The sequence below is a fragment of the Saccharopolyspora flava genome, assembly GCF_900116135.1.
GTDB classification, from domain to species: Bacteria; Actinomycetota; Actinomycetes; order Mycobacteriales; family Pseudonocardiaceae; genus Saccharopolyspora; species Saccharopolyspora flava.
The window spans coordinates 272488-287306 of record NZ_FOZX01000005.1; the positions used below are offsets into that span (position 1 = coordinate 272488).

13 protein-coding genes are annotated in these 14819 nt (G+C 72.5%); 11 read left to right on the plus strand and 2 right to left on the minus strand.

Annotated elements, in window-relative coordinates:
• Window positions 1-74: 74 nt before the first annotated feature.
• Both BM424_RS17000 and BM424_RS17005 read left to right on the plus strand, forming a co-directional pair.
• Window positions 75-494 carry an Imm1 family immunity protein gene (locus BM424_RS17000; protein ID WP_175548133.1) on the plus strand — a complete coding sequence of 140 codons (420 nt, stop codon included), beginning with the start codon at window positions 75-77 and terminating at the stop codon, window positions 492-494.
• Between the two features lie 141 nt (window positions 495-635).
• A complete protein-coding gene (locus tag BM424_RS17005; protein WP_093419299.1) occupies window positions 636-1277 on the plus strand; it encodes a LysE family translocator in 642 nt (213 codons plus the stop codon).
• A 65-nt stretch (window positions 1278-1342) separates the two neighbouring features.
• Here BM424_RS17005 and BM424_RS17010 read toward each other — a convergent pair whose 3' ends face one another.
• Entirely contained in the window at window positions 1343-2821 is a 1479-nt protein-coding gene (locus tag BM424_RS17010) for an NAD-dependent succinate-semialdehyde dehydrogenase (RefSeq protein WP_093418892.1), read from the minus strand.
• 142 nt (window positions 2822-2963) lie between these two features.
• Here BM424_RS17010 and BM424_RS17015 point away from each other — a divergent pair, with 142 nt between their 5' ends.
• Window positions 2964-4220 (plus strand): aspartate aminotransferase family protein, encoded by a 1257-nt coding sequence (locus BM424_RS17015; protein ID WP_093418895.1) that lies wholly within the window; start codon window positions 2964-2966, stop codon window positions 4218-4220.
• A 178-nt stretch (window positions 4221-4398) separates the two neighbouring features.
• On the plus strand, window positions 4399-5532 hold the full coding sequence (locus tag BM424_RS17020) for an LCP family protein (protein ID WP_093418897.1): 1134 nt from the start codon (window positions 4399-4401) through the stop codon (window positions 5530-5532).
• Window positions 5533-5602: 70 nt separating this feature from the next.
• Here BM424_RS17020 and BM424_RS17025 read toward each other — a convergent pair whose 3' ends face one another.
• Window positions 5603-6427 carry a lysozyme gene (locus BM424_RS17025; RefSeq protein WP_093418900.1) on the minus strand — a complete coding sequence of 275 codons (825 nt, stop codon included), beginning with the start codon at window positions 6425-6427 and terminating at the stop codon, window positions 5603-5605.
• A 268-nt stretch (window positions 6428-6695) separates the two neighbouring features.
• Between BM424_RS17025 and BM424_RS17030 the strand changes: the two genes are divergently transcribed.
• The 7 genes from BM424_RS17030 to BM424_RS17060 all read left to right on the plus strand — a co-directional run bounded on the left by BM424_RS17030 (window position 6696) and on the right by BM424_RS17060 (window position 14734).
• The gene (locus BM424_RS17030) at window positions 6696-8450 is read left to right on the plus strand and encodes an ABC-ATPase domain-containing protein (RefSeq protein ID WP_093418903.1); all 1755 of its coding nucleotides are present in this window, start codon (window positions 6696-6698) and stop codon (window positions 8448-8450) included.
• Window positions 8451-8509: 59 nt separating this feature from the next.
• Window positions 8510-9175, plus strand: coding sequence for a phosphoribosyltransferase (locus BM424_RS17035; protein ID WP_093418905.1), 666 nt, complete (start codon window positions 8510-8512; stop codon window positions 9173-9175).
• A 247-nt stretch (window positions 9176-9422) separates the two neighbouring features.
• Window positions 9423-9827, plus strand: a complete 405-nt coding sequence (locus BM424_RS17040) for a hypothetical protein (protein ID WP_093418908.1) — start codon at window positions 9423-9425, stop codon at window positions 9825-9827.
• 236 nt (window positions 9828-10063) lie between these two features.
• Window positions 10064-12451 carry an ATP-dependent Clp protease ATP-binding subunit gene (locus BM424_RS17045; protein WP_245775906.1) on the plus strand — a complete coding sequence of 796 codons (2388 nt, stop codon included), beginning with the start codon at window positions 10064-10066 and terminating at the stop codon, window positions 12449-12451.
• Between the two features lie 77 nt (window positions 12452-12528).
• Window positions 12529-13524 (plus strand): alpha/beta hydrolase, encoded by a 996-nt coding sequence (locus BM424_RS17050; protein WP_093418914.1) that lies wholly within the window; start codon window positions 12529-12531, stop codon window positions 13522-13524.
• Between the two features lie 190 nt (window positions 13525-13714).
• A complete protein-coding gene (locus BM424_RS17055; RefSeq protein ID WP_245775907.1) occupies window positions 13715-14173 on the plus strand; it encodes an STAS domain-containing protein in 459 nt (152 codons plus the stop codon).
• Between the two features lie 30 nt (window positions 14174-14203).
• The gene (locus BM424_RS17060) at window positions 14204-14734 is read left to right on the plus strand and encodes a DUF1697 domain-containing protein (protein WP_093418917.1); all 531 of its coding nucleotides are present in this window, start codon (window positions 14204-14206) and stop codon (window positions 14732-14734) included.
• Window positions 14735-14819 lie beyond the last annotated feature (85 nt).

The window sequence follows — 14819 nt, forward strand, 5'->3', positions numbered from 1 at the left end:
CGAGGCCTCCGCGGCCCCTTCCGGGCGGCGAGCTCGCTCTGGCTCCCTTGCCCCTGGACCAGGAGAAGAGCGGCGTGAAACAGCTGAGCGTGAACGAGTCAAGCACAGTTGTCCTGAACAGCGTCGAGGAGCTGCGGGCGGCGTTGCGCGATGAGGCGGCGAGCGGGGCGTATTGCGTGCAGCTGTTCCCGGATCCGCGTTCTCCAGGTGAGCCGGGTTTGCTGGTCGGGGTGAACGGTGATCGTGGCGTGCTGGTCTGGTCGCATCCGGGACTGGGCGAATCGCTGGTCGCAGTCAACGGGACCAACACCGAGGTCGTCTGGTACGGCTTCGGTTCCGAGGAGAACGACTTCCCTCCCAACACCGAGTTGCCGCTCGCGGTGGTGATGGCCGCGGCGGCGGAATTCCTGCGAACGGGCCGGCGCCCGACCAACGTCGAATGGTGCGACGAGGACGACGCATGGGATCGCCGCTGCGCGACGGCGGAACGCTGAGACCCGCACAGGTCCGCCGAAGAATGCGACGTGGGTGCCACGGGGTGTTGACCTGGTGTTTCTCGTGCTGTGGCGGCTAATTCGGTTGACCGGGTTGTTCGGTCGGGTGATGGTGTGTTTCCGCTGCGGGAGGAGTTCGTCATGCCGTCCTGGGAGAGTCTGGTCGTGTTCCTCGTCGCCGCGGTGCTGTTCGCGGTTTCCCCGGGGCCGGCGGTGTTCTACATCGTGACGCGGAGTCTGGTGCAGGGACGCGGGTGCGGGGTCGTGTCGGCGTTGGCGGTGGCCACGGCCAACCTGGTGCACGTGGTCGCGGCCCTTGTCGGGTTGTCGGCGATGCTGGCCGCCTCGGCCGTGGCGTTCGGCGTGGTGAAGTACCTGGGCGCCGCGTACTTGATCTACCTGGGTTTGCGCACGCTGCTGCGGCGCGATGAGGGTGGGATCGGGCAGCCGGTGGAGCCGGCGCCGAGGTGGCGGGTGTTTCGGCAGGGCGTCGTGGTCGGGGTGCTCAACCCGAAGACGGCGCTGTTCTTCCTCGCGTTCCTGTCCCAGTTCATCGACCCCTCCGGGGCACCTGCCGCCCTGCAAGTCGGGGTTCTCGGAGTGCTGTTGGTGGCGGTGACCGCGCTCAGCGATGTCTCCTATGCGCTGATCACCGGTGCCGCTGGACAGCGTCTTCGGCGCAGTGCTCGAATTCGGCGAAGCGGGAAGATCGCCTCCGGCACGACCTACATCGCGTTGGGGACGACTGCTGCGCTGACCGGTGAGCGCCCGGCCGCGGTGTAGGGGCGTGGACGCTGTGGAGCCCCCGCTCTCGGTGAGGGCGGGGGCTCCACAACGGGGGCTTGGGGTTACACGCCGCCGATGGAGATGTACTTGGTTTCGAGGAATTCGTCGATGCCGAGCTTGCCTCCTTCGCGGCCGAGGCCGGAGGCCTTGACGCCGCCGAAGGGGGCGGCGGGGTTGGACACGATGCCCTGGTTGAGGCCGACCATGCCGGTTTCGAGGGCTTCGCTGACGCGCAGGCCGCGTTGCAGGTTCTGCGTGAACAGGTAGCTGACCAGGCCGTACTCGGTGTTGTTGGCCTTGTCGATGGCTTCGCGTTCGTCGGTGAAGGTGGTGATGGGGGCGACCGGGCCGAAGATCTCCTCGGTGGCCATGCGGGCGCCTTCGGGCACGCCGGTCAGGACGGTGGGGGTGTAGAAGTAGCCGTCGCCGTCGTGGGTGTGGCCGCCGGTGACGACCTGGGCGCCCTGGGCGATGGCGTCGGAGACCAGGTCGGTGACCTTGCCCAGCTGCTTGGCGTCGATGAGCGGGCCGACCTGGACGTCGTCGGACACGCCGCGGCCGATGGTCAGGGCCGACATGCGTTCGGCGAGCTTGTCGGAGAAGGCCTGGGCGATGTCGGCGTGGACGTAGAAGCGGTTGGCGGCGGTGCAGGCCTCGCCGATGTTGCGCATCTTGGCCTGCATGGCGCCTTCCACGGCGGCGTCGAGGTCGGCGTCGTCGAAGACCAGGAACGGGGCGTTGCCGCCGAGTTCGAGGGAGACCTTGAGGACCTGCTCGGCGGACTGCTCGATGAGCTTGCGGCCGACACCGGTGGAGCCGGTGAACGACAGCTTGCGGGCGCGCGGGTCGCGGATCATCGGTTCCATCACGCCGCCGGCGTCGACGGCGGTGACGACGTTGAGCACGCCGTCGGGCAGGCCCGCTTCGCGCAGGATGTCGGCCAGCGCCAGCATCGACAGGGGTGTCTGGTGGGCGGGTTTGATGACCGTGGTGCAGCCGGCGGCGATGGCGGGGCCGATCTTGCGGGTGCCCATGGCCATGGGGAAGTTCCACGGGGTGATCAGCAGCGCCGGGCCGACGGGCTGGCGGGTGATCAGGAAGCGTCCGCTGCCGTTGGGCGGCACGGCGTAGTCGCCGCCGATGCGCACGGCCTCCTCGGCGAACCAGCGGAAGAACTCCGCGGCGTAGGTGATCTCGCCGCGGGCCTCGGGCAGGGGCTTGCCCATTTCGAGGGTCATCAGCAGCGCCAGGTCCTCGCGGCGGTCGATGATGATCTCGTAGGCGCGGCGCAGGATCTCGCCGCGTTCGCGCGGCGGGTGGGCGGCCCAGTCGGCTTGGGCGTCGTGGGCGGCGGACAGGGCGGCCAGGGCGTCGTCGGGGGAGGCGTCGGCGACCTGGCACAGGGTGGTGCCGGTGGCGGGGTCTTCGACGTCGAAGGTGCGGGCGCCGGTGGCGTCGCGCCACTTGCCGCCGATGAGCAGTTGCTTGGGGGCGGCCTCGACGACGGTCGCCTCGCGGGGGTGCGTTGGGGTGGTGGTCATCGCTGAGCGGACCCTCCTGGGTGTCGACGGTTCCTCGATTGCCAACCTAGACCGCTTCGGTGGTGGACACCGGGCGCTGCTGATGGTTGCATGACTGCCTAGATTGTCAACAATCCTACATTCCGCACGCTTGGAGTCGATCATGACGGAGCTCTCCCCGGCGCTCAAGCAGGCGACCCCGGTGCTGGCCGCGCGCGGCGAAGGGGTCTACCTCTACGACACCGACGACCGCCCGTACCTGGACTTCACCGCCGGCATCGGCGTCACCAGCACCGGACACTGCCACCCCTGCGTCGTCGAGGCCGCCCAGCGCCAGGTGGGCACCCTCATCCACGGCCAGTACACGACCGTGATGCACCAGCCGCTGCTGGCGCTGACCGAACGCCTCGGCGAGGTGCTCCCGCAGGGCCTGGACCGGGTGTTCTACGTCAACTCCGGTAGTGAAGCCGTCGAAGCCTCTGTGCGGTTGGCGCGACACGCCACCGGACGGGCCAACATCATCGCCTTCCAGGGTGGTTTCCACGGGCGCACGATGGGCGCGGCGGCGCTGACCAGCTCCGGGGTGAAGGTGCGCGCCGGTATCGGGCCGATGATGGGCGGGGTCGTGTTCACCCCGTTCCCCGAGGCCTACCGGTGGCAGTGCACCGTGGAGGAGGCCGTGTCGCGGGCGCTGGCGGAGTTCGACCAGCTGCTGGTGACCCAGACCAGCCCGCGCGACACCGCCGCGATCATCGTCGAACCCGTGCTCGGCGAAGGCGGCTACATCCCCGCGCCGCCGGCGTTCCTGGCCGGGCTGCGCGAACGCGCCGACGCCCACGGCATCCTGCTCATCGTCGACGAGGTGCAGACCGGTGTCGGGCGCACCGGGCGCTTCTGGGGCCACGACCACGCCGGCATCCGCCCCGACATCCTCATCACCGCCAAGGGCCTGGCCAGCGGCTTCCCGATCTCGGCCATCGCGGCGAGCGAGGAGCTGATGAGCAAGGCCTGGCCCGGGTCGCAGGGCGGCACCTACGGCGGCAACGCCGTGGCCGCCGCCGCGGCGCTGGCCACCCTCGACGTCGTCGAGCAGGAAGGGCTGGTCACCAACGCCGCCGAGCAGGGCGCGCGGCTGGCCGAGGGGCTGCGCAAGGTCGCCGCCGACCACCCGGTCATCGGTGACGTGCGCGGGCTCGGGCTGATGCTGGGCAACGAGTTCACCCGGCCCGACGGCACGCCCGATGCCGCGACGGCGGCGCGGGCGCACGCCGAGGCCGCCGAGGCCGGGCTGCTGCTGCTGACCTGCGGACCGCACGGCAACGTGGTGCGCATGATCCCGCCGCTGGTGGTCACCGCCGAGCAGGTCGACGCCGCGCTGGAGCGCTGGGCCACCGCGGTGCGGGCGGCCGTGGCAAGCTAGGAGATGCGCCGCTGGTGGCGGGTGTGAGATCTCGCTCGTTCCCGCCACCAGCACAAACCCGCATCCTCGGATCACTGTTCGATAGCGGCGGCCACCTGCGCGACGTGCTTCTGCGATGCTGCACGCCACACAGCGGCGCGTGCGGGACGCGTCGCCACCAACCGACGCAGGTGTGAGCATGAGCGACTGGTCGGCGGGCGGACCGCCGAGGCGAAGGCCGCCCCAGGGCGGCGACGACCGCTACGACTACTACCGCGGCGGCAGGCCTCCGCAGGGCAGGCGCCCCGCGCCGCCACCACCACCGCCGCCCGGACGGCCGCCCCAGGGCAGGCGTCCCGGACCGCCCCCGCCGCGGCGGCGCCCCCGGTGGGGCAGGCGCATCGGCATCGCGCTGCTGGTGGTCGTGGTGCTGCTGGGCGCGCTGGTGTTCTACTTCGACAGCATGCTGCAGCGCACCGCCGCCCTGGACTTCCAGGGCCAGGCCGCCGACTCGGCGGGCAGCAACTGGCTGCTGGTGGGCTCGGACTCCCGCGAAGGGCTCGACGAGGCCCAGCGCGAGGAGCTCTCGGCCGGCGACGCCGGTGGGCGGCGCACCGACTCGATGATGATCGTGCACATCCCCTCCGGTGGCGGGCAGCCGGCGCTGATCAGCCTGCCCCGCGACTCCTACGTGTCCATCCCCGGGCACGGCAAAACGAAGCTGAACTCGGCGTTCTCCTTCGGTGGCCCGCAGCTGCTGTCGCAGACCATCGAGCAGAACACCGGTGTGCACATCGACCACTACGCTGAGATCGGGTTCGGCGGGTTCGCCGACCTCGTCGACGCGGTCGGCGGGGTGGACATCTGCCTGGACAAGCCCATGGACGACAACATGGCCAACGTCCACCTGCCGCAGGGCTGCCAGGAGCTCGACGGGCCGCAGGCGCTGGGCTTCGTGCGCGCCCGCTACTCCCTCGACGGCGGCGACCTCGAACGCGCCGAGAACCAGCGCAAGCTGCTCGGCGCGCTGGTCGACAAGGGCACCAGCCCGGCCACGCTGATCAACCCGTTCCGGTTGTTCCCGCTGGCCTCCGGGGCGAGCAAGACGTTCCTGGTCAACGACTCCGACCACATCTGGCACCTGATGTCGCTGGCCCTGGCCATGGGTGATGTCAGCAGCGGGCAGGGCATCACCACCCAGGTGCCCTTCGGGCGCTTCGGCCGCGACTCCAACGGCGGTTCGGTCATCGTCTGGGACAAGGACAAGGCCAGTCGCATGTTCGAGGCCATCACCAACGACCAGCCCATCCCGCAGGACCTGCTCGACCAGTAGGCCCCGCGCCACGACGACAGCGGGCCCTCTTCCCCGTGGAAGAGGGCCCGCTGTCGTCGTGCGGGGTGGGTCAGCCCGCGAAGGCCAGCAGCTGGTTGAAGTCGCCGTTGAAGGCGTCCTGACCACCGGGCATCGGACCGCTGTCACCGTGCTGCCAGATCGAGTGATACCCCCAGCCCGCGGGCAGCGGCCCGATCTCCGGGGCGTAGCGGGCGATCCACAGCGGATTGTTCACCGCGAAATCCGGGTTGCCGCCGGTGCACTGGTTCCACCACGACGTCGTCGTGTAGATCATCGGGAACCGGCCGGTGCGCGCCTGGTAGGTGCTGGAGAAATCGGCGATCCAGTGCGACATCGCCACCGGGTCCAGGCCGTAGCAGGTGTCGCCGTAGGGGTTGTGCTCGATGTCGAGCACCCCGGGCAGCGTGCCGGTGCCCGGCGCCCACCCGCCGCCGCTGTCGACGAAGAAGTGCGCCTGCTGAGCGCCGGTCGAGCGGTCCGGCAGCGCGAAGTGGTAGGCGCCGCGCACCATGCCCACCCCGGCCGCGCCCTGGGTCTGGCCGGCGAAGGTGTCGGAGCGGAACCCGCTCCCCTCGGTGGCCTTGACGTAGGCGAACCGGGCGCCGTCGGCCCAGGCCCGCGCCCAGTCGATCTGCGGCTGGTGGCCGCTGACGTCGGTGCCGGCCACCGCACCCGCCGGCACCTGCGCCGGGGCGCGATCGGCCGGGCCCGCGCTGTAGCCCATCCACGCGCCCGTCCCGTCGTGCGGGTCCGGACGCGGTGCGGCGGCCTGGGCCGGCAGGGCCGCCCCGGTGAGGGCGGCCACCGCGGTCAGTAACACCACGGCGGTGCGGCGGCGCGCGGCGCGGCGGGGGCGACCGGGGTGTCGGAACATGGGCGGCCTCCTCACGTCGGCACCGGCCGGACCCGGGTCACGGGCGGGCGGGGCGGTGCCGGACGGCATCGGGGTCGGGCGAGCACGGGCGCACGCGGGGTGATCTTGCGCGCGCAAGGAGGGTAACCCGGTGACGGCGCCGATGCCGGATACCGACGCGCCGGTGTTTCGTAATCACCGCTAAGATGCCCGGCCCGCCACCGTCCACAGTGTGTCCACTGTGTCCCCGAGTTGGAGTTCACGCCGCGGCTGCGGTAGCAGTGTGGCCATGGCACAGCACTACGGCGGCCGGGGCGGACCCCGCCGCAGCAGCAGCACCCGCGCGGCCACCCCGCAGCGCGACCCCGACAGCCCCCGCGGCGACGGCGAACGGCTGCGCCGGGAACTGCGCGGCATGCACGGCAGCGGCTACGGCCGCTACAAGCCGCTGACCGGCATCTGGCGCTTCGACCAGTTCTGCCTGCAGATCCAGCGCGTGCAGCCCGACCCCTACGCCCCGGCCAGCCGCGTGCAGGTCACCGTCGACGCCGCCACCGCGGCACTGCCCACCCACCTGTGGGACACCCCGGTGCGGGCCCGCGCCCTGGCCGGCTACCTCGCCCGCGCCCTGCACCGCGAACTCGCCGACAGCCGGCTGCGCGTCGACGCCGGCGGCCAGGAGGTTCTCGACCGCAGCTCGTGCCAGATCCACGACGGCACCGTGCGCGTGCGCCTGGGCATCGACCTGCCCGGTCGCGGCCGCAGCATCGACGGCCACGCCGCCGCCCACACCCTCTGCGACCAGCTGCCCGACGTCGTCGACGCCGCCCTGCGCTGGGAGGTCGCCGACCAGGCCGCCGCCGAGGAGTTCGTGCGCACCGTCGTCGACACCGACGCCCTGCGCCGCGCCCTGCCCGACCTCGGGCTGGTGGCGTTCGTGGCCGACGGCGCCATGCTCGCCCGCCGCAGCGGCGTCGACGACCGCGCCCTGCCCGACGGAGTGCCCTTCGCCTCCCCGGACTCGATGCGGGTCAGCGTCGACCTGCCGCACCGCGGCCGCGTCACCGGCATGGGCGTGCCCGAAGGCATCACCCTGATCGTCGGCGGCGGCTTCCACGGCAAATCGACCCTGCTGCGCGCCCTCGAGCACGGCGTCTACGACCACGTGCCCGGCGACGGGCGCGAACTGGTCGTGGCCCGCGACGACGCGGTCAAGGTCCGCGCCGAGGACGGCAGGCGGGTGCACCGGGTCGACGTCAGCCCGTTCGTCTCCCACCTGCCCACCGGCGCCGACACCCGCGACTTCTCCACCGACAACGCCTCCGGCTCGACCTCGCAGGCCGCGGCGATCACCGAAGCCGTCGAAGCCGGCGCCGGAGTGCTGCTGGTCGACGAGGACACCGCCGCGACCAACCTGATGATCCGCGACGCCCGCATGCAGGCCCTGGTGGCCAAGGACGCCGAACCGCTGACCCCGTTCGTCGACCTCATCCGCCCCCTGCACACCACCCACGCCGTGTCCACCGTGCTGGTCATGGGCGGCTCGGGCGACTACATGGACGTCGCCGACCGGGTCCTGATGCTCGATGCCTACCGCGCCCACGACGTCACCGACCGCGCCCGGGAACTGGCCCGGGACCGGCCCACCGGGCGCCGCAGCGAAGCCGACGGGTATCCGCCGCTGCGCCACCGCGTGGTGCACGGCCGCAGCATCCCCACCGAGCGGCCCAAGATCCGCGCCCGCGGCACCGACGCCCTGACGGTGGGCGAGTCGACCATCGAGCTGCGCGGGGTCGAGCAGATCGCCGACTCCTCCCAGGTCACCGGCATCGGCCTGGCGCTGGTGAACCTGGCGCGACGCGGCCGGTTCGACCGGCGCGTGCTGGCCGAGGTGCTGCGCGAGTGGGCCGCCGACGTCGCCGAGCGCGGTGTGGCGGCCGTCGACGAGCGCTTCGTCGGTGACTTCGCCGTGCCCCGGCCCCTGGAGGTCGCCGCCGCCCTCAACCGGCTGCGGGTGCTGGCGGTGCAGGACCTGCGGGGCTAGCCGGTTTGGGGTGCCCGCGCCGGTGGGCACCCCCGGGGTGTTCGCGAGGAGGCCCGCTGATGCCGCGCATGCGTTCCCGCCCGTCGCCGGCCACCGGCTACCGCGACCGCGCCCACGCCGGCCGCGTGCTGGCCGAGCACCTGGGCGGGCTGGATCTGGCCGATCCGGTGGTGTTCGGGCTGGCCCGGGGCGGGGTGCCGGTGGCCGCGGAGGTCGCGCGGGCGCTGGCGGCGCCGCTGCGGGTGTGCGTGGCCCGCAAGATCGGCGCGCCCGGCCAGCCCGAACTCGCCCTCGGCGCGGTCACCGCGCACGGCCCGCCCGGCTACGACCATGCGCTGCTGCGCTCGTTCGGCCTCACCCCCGCGGAGGTGGCCGGGGACTGCGAGCGGGAACGGGCCGAGGCCGCCCGCCGCGAACACCGCTACCACGCCGACCGCCCGGAACTCGGCGGGCGGGAGGCGCTGCTGGTCGACGACGGGCTGGCCACCGGCGCCACCGTCCGCGCGGCCCTGGGCATGCTCGCCGAGACCGGCCCGCGGCGGCTGGTGCTGGCCGTGCCCGTCGGCGCACCCGAGTCGGTGCGGGCGCTGCGAGGGCACGCCGATGCGGTGGTGTGCGTGCTGCAGCCGGTCGGGTTCGCCGCCGTCGGCCAGTACTACCGCGACTTCGCCGCCACCACCGACGCCGAGATCACCCGGCTGCTCGACGAGCTCGGCGACACCTGATGCGATCACCGTGCGCGCCCGCGCGATGCCCGTGGGTGATCTTGGCTGGTGGGCTCGCGAGGGCTTGCGGCGCGGCGGATAAGGCTTGCGCAACGGCTTCACCGCGGGCCGGGTGGACGCGCTAACCTCTTGCGCACCTGCTCCTGTGCTGCGACGAACCCGCGATCCGGACAAGCCAGGTCGGATCGGGCGGGGCACGTGGCGGTCGGGGTGGAGTTGGTACTGGATTCGGGTTGATTGGTTCGCTATGACTGCCGCAGGACATTCCGACCACTCGTCGTCACAGGCGGGCAAGCACGGCCCGCCCTCCCGCCGCACGCGCGGCGGCGAGGACGGCGGAGGCGACTCCGGCTACTCCTCGGAGGTCGCCCGGCAGGTCGGTGAGGCGACCGTGGCGCTGGGCGAGCGGTTGCGCGACCCGGGCGTGGCCCACAGCGTCGAGGAGATCGAGAAGGTCATGCGGGGTTTCTCGCTGACCGTGGAAGGCATGTCCGGTGGCCTGTCGGGGGTCACCGAGTGGCTGCGCGCCGCCGGGCACGTGGGCCCGCTGTCAGGCCACGCCAGCGTGATGTCGGAGCGTCTGTCCCACATCGGCAAGGAGCTCTCGCGCCTGGCCGACGCGATCGAGCAGGCGCAGAAGCGCGCCGGCTGACCCGACCCGCCCCGCGCCGGGCCCGAATCGGGCGTCGTGCCACAATGATCACGCGCGCGACGGCACCGGTTGGTTCGGGGTGCGGCGGGGGACGCGTTGCGCGCGCAGGGGTTTGGTGACGGCACCACCGCGTGGTGGCCTCCCGGCGCAGTGGCCGGTGGAGGCCACCGCGCCGGGTGCGGGGTGACGGGCCGGTGATCGGCTCCCGGTGTCGTCGGAGTGCGTGGCGTGTGGAGGTGGCCCGGTTGGATCGCGGCGGTGCCGGAGACTCCTCTGCCGCCTTCGACTCGCTGTTCCGCGATGTGCTGGCCGGTTCGGGCGAGTCCGCGCCGGGGTCGGCGACGCTGTCGGCGCTGCTGGACGACCAGGCCCACGAGGTGGTTTCCAAGGCCGTGCGCGCCACCGTGGAGTGGGGTTCGCGGGAGCTCGACAGCACCCATCTGCTGTGGGCGGTCACGCGCGTGCAGGCCACCGCCGAGCTGCTGACCTCCTCGGGTGTGCGGGTGGCCGAGCTGGCCGAGGCGGTGCGCTCGGCGGTGATGGCCGTGCAGGAACCGCTGCTGCAGGGCCAGCCGGTGCTCTCGCCGGCCGCGCGGCGGGCGCTGCTGGGCGCCTACCGGCAAGCCTTGGCCGAAGGCGCCGATGTGGTCGGGGCCCGGCACGTGGTGCTGGGGCTGGCAGCCGACGCCGACTCGGTGGCCGGGCGGGCGCTGGCGCGCGCGATCGAGCTCGGGGAGGGCGGTGACGGGCGCGGGGTGCTGAGCCTGACGCCGCGGCTGGACGAGTTCGGGATGGATCTCACCGAGCTGGCCCGTGCGGGCAAGCTCGACCCGGTGGTGGGCCGCGACGAGGAGATCGAGCAGGCCATCGAGGTGCTGGGGCGGCGGTCGAAGAACAACCCGGTGTTCGTGGGCGATCCCGGCGTCGGCAAGACCGCGATCGTGGAGGGGCTGGCGCGGCGGATCGTGGCCGGTGAGGTGCCGTGGTCGCTGGCCGATCTGCGGGTGGTGTCGCTGGATCTGGCCGGGATGGTGGCCGGGGCGAAGTACCGGGGCGAGTTCGAGTCGCGGTTTCGCGACGTGCTCGGCGAGATCCGCGCGCACCGCGACTCGGTGCTGGTGTTCATCGACGAGCTGCACGCCATCGTCGGCGCCGGGGCCGGGGAGGGCTCGATGGACGCCGGCACGATGCTCAAACCCGCGCTGGCGCGCGGCGAGGTGCGGCTGCTGGGGGCCACCACCATCGAGGAGTACCGCAAGCACATCGAGAAGGACCCGGCGCTGGAACGCCGCTTCGCCCCGATCACCGTGGGTGAGCCCAGCGTGGAGGAGACGGTGATCGTGCTGCGCGGGCTGGCCGAGCGCTACCAGCGCCACCACCGGGTGCGCATCGACGAGGCCGCGCTGCGGGCCGCCGCCGAGCTCTCGCAGCGCTACATCACCGACCGGTTCCTGCCCGACAAGGCCGTGGACCTGCTCGATCAGGCCTGCAGCCGGGTGCGGTTGCGCCGCGGTGGGCAGGTGCGGGCGGCGGCGGTGTTCGAGCCGACGGTGGTCGCCGATGACGTGGCCGACGTGGTGGCCACCCGCACCGGCATCCCGGTCGCCGATCTCACCGCCGCCGAGGCCCAGCGTCTGGTGGAGCTGGAGGAGCAGCTGCGCCGCAGCGTGGTGGGCCAGGACCAGGCGGTGTCGGTGGTGGCCGAGGCGGTGCGCCGGGCGCGGGTGGGGCTGGCCGATCCGCAGCGCCCGATCGGCAACTTCCTGTTCCTGGGCCCCACCGGTGTCGGCAAGACCGAACTGGCCCGCGCCTTGGCGCAGGCGTTGTTCGGTGACACCGAGCGGGTGCTGCGGCTGGACATGGGCGAGTTCCAGGAGAAGCACTCGGTGTCGCGGCTCATCGGCGCCCCGCCCGGCTACGTCGGCTACGGCGAGACCGCGGGTCAGCTCACCGACCGGGTGCGGCGGCAACCGTACTCGGTGGTGCTGTTCGACGAGGTCGAAAAGGCCCACCCGGATGTGTTCAACACGTTGCTGCAGGTCCTCGACGCGGGCCGGTTGACCGACGCGCAGGGGCGGGTGGTCGATTTCCGCAACGTGGTGATCATCATGACCTCCAACCTGGGTGCGGAGCGGATCCTGCACGCCGGGCAGGACGAGACCGCGATCGATGAGGACGCGGTGGGTGAGGCGTTGCGGGCGTTCTTCCGCCCGGAGTTCCTCAACCGCATCGACGACGTGGTCGTCTTCCGCCCGCTGGGGACCGTCGAGCTGCGGCGCATCGCCTCGCTGCTGCTGGAGCGCACCCGCGCCCAGCTGGGCGAGAAGGGCATGCGGCTGGCGGTGACCGAGGCGGGTCTGGACTGGCTGGTCGAACGCGGTCACCAGCCGGAGTTCGGGGCGCGGCCGCTGCGCCGGGTGATCTCCCGCGAGCTCGACACCCGGCTGGCGCAGCTGGTGCTGTTGGGGCGGGCCGGTGCCGGTGACGAGGTCACCGTCGATGCCGACGAGACCGGGCTGGTGCTGTCGGTGGGGCAGGTGTGGCGGCCGGTCTCCGGTGGCAAGCACGCCGCCGGAGGCGAGAACTCGCCATCCCGGCGCTCGCGCACCAGCGCGTTCGGCTGATCGTCTTCCCAGACGGGTTCGATCTTGGCATGGTGGGTTCTTGATCGTTTCCGGGTGCGTGGACAGGCGGTGGGGCAGTGCGGCTGGGTTGGTTGAGCGTGGCGGCCGGTGTGGTGACGGTGTGGGGGATGCTCGCCCAGCCGCGCGCCACCGGCGGTCACCCCTACGTGGCGATGCGGGATCTGGCTTATGCGCCCCGGATCGGCAACGCCCACCGCATGGACCTGTACTTGCCTGCCGAGACCTCCGGTGCGGTGCCGGTGGTGCTGTGGTCGGCGGGGTCGGCGTGGCGTTCGGACAACGGCACCACCGGCGGTGAGCGGGTCGCGCGCGCGTTGTGCGCGCGGGGGTATGCGGTGGCGGCGGTGGCGGTGCGCTCGAGCTCCCAGGACCGCTTTCCCGCCCAGGTCCACGACGGCAAGGCCGCGGTGCGGTGGTTGCGGGCCCACGCGGCCCGCTACGGCCTCGACGGTGAGCGGATCGCGGTCATGGGCAACTCCTCCGGCGGGTGGCTGGCCAGCATGCTCGGCGCCACCGCCGGGGTGGTGGGCATGGAGGGCGATCTGGGGCCCACGTCGGTCTCCAGCGAGGTGCAGGCGGTGGTGGACCTGTACGGGCCGACGGATTTCCTGAGCATGGACGCGCACATGCCCGAGGGGGCGATCGAGCGGTTCAACGCGATCACCGGCGGAACCCGGGGCCACGACGACGCGGTGTCGCCGGAGTCGCGGTTGATCGGCGCGGAGATCCAGACGGTGCCCGAGCGGGTCGCCGAGGCCGACCCGTCGAAGTGGGTGCGGGCCGGGTGCCCGCCGTGGCTGATCCTGCACGGCACCGACGACCCGCTGGTGCCCTTCCAGCAGAGCCGGGTGTTGTTCGAGGCGCTGCGCGAGGCGGGGGTGCCGGCGACGTTGTACGCGATGCGGGGGCGGGTGCACGAGCACGACTACCTCGACGAGACGCGTGATTTCACGCCCCGCGAGGTCGAGCACACCGCCGGCGGGGGAACGACCGGTCAGGCGCCGGCGACGTGGAACCTCATCGCCGACTTCCTCGACACCGCCCTGCGCTGAACCACCCCACGATTTCACACGAAAGTGTTGCTGCTTGTTGTGCGGTGGACACGGCTCCTACGGTGGTGGTGCATTCCCCTCCCGGTCGTCACCGCACGCACCGCCTGTGCGATCTCCCCAGCGCACGGCGGGTGCCGTCGCGCGGAAGGCGCCGGGTGAGAGCTCATCGGCCGACCACGAAGGGGGTAGCGTGATCGTCTCCCGATCCATGCCCACCGGCACCAGTCACGGTGACGGCGAGATCGTCGCGCCTCGCGCAGCCGCCGAGGCCCGGTTCGGCAGCCACGCCCGCACGGCCTCGGCGTTACGGGTGCGCGTGCAGTGGCCGCAGCGCGGCGTGGTGCTGGTCTCGATCGGCGGCGAGGTCGACATGGCCGGACTGCCGCGCATCACCGAGGTCCTGCGCCAGCGCCTGACCGCCGCGCGCCTGCACACCGCGATCCTGGACCTCTCCGAGGTCGGGTTCGCCAGCAGCGCGGTGCTGGATCTGCTGATGATGGCCCGCCACGCCGCCGGGCGACGGCAGGCGCGGCTGCTGGTGGTGCCCGGCGGTGGCCGGGTGCGGCGGGTGCTGGAGCTGACCGGGCTGTCGGAGTTGTTCGAGCAGACCGCTGATCTGGACGAGGCCCTGGCCCGCGCGCAGCGGTGATGTCGGAGGTCTCGGGCAGCATGAGCTGATGTGAACACCTACGTGGCGTTGTTGCGGGCGGTCAACCTCGGTGGCCGCGGGCGGCTGCCGATGGCGCGGCTGCGCGACATCCTCACCGGCCTGGGCGCGGGCGAGGTGCGCACCTACCTGCAGTCGGGCAACGCCGTGTTCACCAGCACCACCGACGACGCCGCGGAGGTGGCCGAGGCGGTGCGGGCGGCGCTGCGCGGCGAGGGCCTGGACACCGAGGTCATGATCCGCACGGGTGAGCAGCTGGCCGCGCTCGCCACGGTCGGGCATCCCTTCGCCGCCGACGACCCCGACCCCACCCACCTGCAGGTCGCGTTCCCCCTCACGCCTGTGGCCGGTGAGACCGTGGCGGCCATGCCGATCCCCGCCCGCGAGCGCGCCCAGCGCGTCGACGGCGAGATCGCGCTGCACTACCCCGACGGGGTGGGGCGCTCGAAGCTGACCACCGCGCACCTGCAACGCCACCTCGGCACACCGGTGACCTGCCGGAACTGGCGGACCGTGACCGCCCTGGCCGAGTGGTGCCGATAAATTCACGCGCGCCCGCCCGGGACGGGCCGGTAGCATCCCGGGCGTCCTGCCGCCGCCGAGAGAGGTGCCCGTTGCTCATCTGAGG

What these genes read in the sequence shown, in the direction of transcription:
- BM424_RS17025 (WP_093418900.1), bottom strand. Translation starts at nt 6,427, where the DNA reads ATGTTCCGACACCCCGGTCGCCCCCGCCGCGCCGCGCGCCGCCGCACC.
- BM424_RS17020 (WP_093418897.1), top strand. Translation starts at nt 4,399, where the DNA reads ATGAGCGACTGGTCGGCGGGCGGACCGCCGAGGCGAAGGCCGCCCCAG.
- BM424_RS17035 (WP_093418905.1), top strand. Translation starts at nt 8,510, where the DNA reads ATGCCGCGCATGCGTTCCCGCCCGTCGCCGGCCACCGGCTACCGCGAC.
- BM424_RS17005 (WP_093419299.1), top strand. Translation starts at nt 636, where the DNA reads ATGCCGTCCTGGGAGAGTCTGGTCGTGTTCCTCGTCGCCGCGGTGCTG.
- BM424_RS17030 (WP_093418903.1), top strand. Translation starts at nt 6,696, where the DNA reads ATGGCACAGCACTACGGCGGCCGGGGCGGACCCCGCCGCAGCAGCAGC.
- BM424_RS17010 (WP_093418892.1), bottom strand. Translation starts at nt 2,821, where the DNA reads ATGACCACCACCCCAACGCACCCCCGCGAGGCGACCGTCGTCGAGGCC.
- BM424_RS17015 (WP_093418895.1), top strand. Translation starts at nt 2,964, where the DNA reads ATGACGGAGCTCTCCCCGGCGCTCAAGCAGGCGACCCCGGTGCTGGCC.
- BM424_RS17040 (WP_093418908.1), top strand. Translation starts at nt 9,423, where the DNA reads ATGACTGCCGCAGGACATTCCGACCACTCGTCGTCACAGGCGGGCAAG.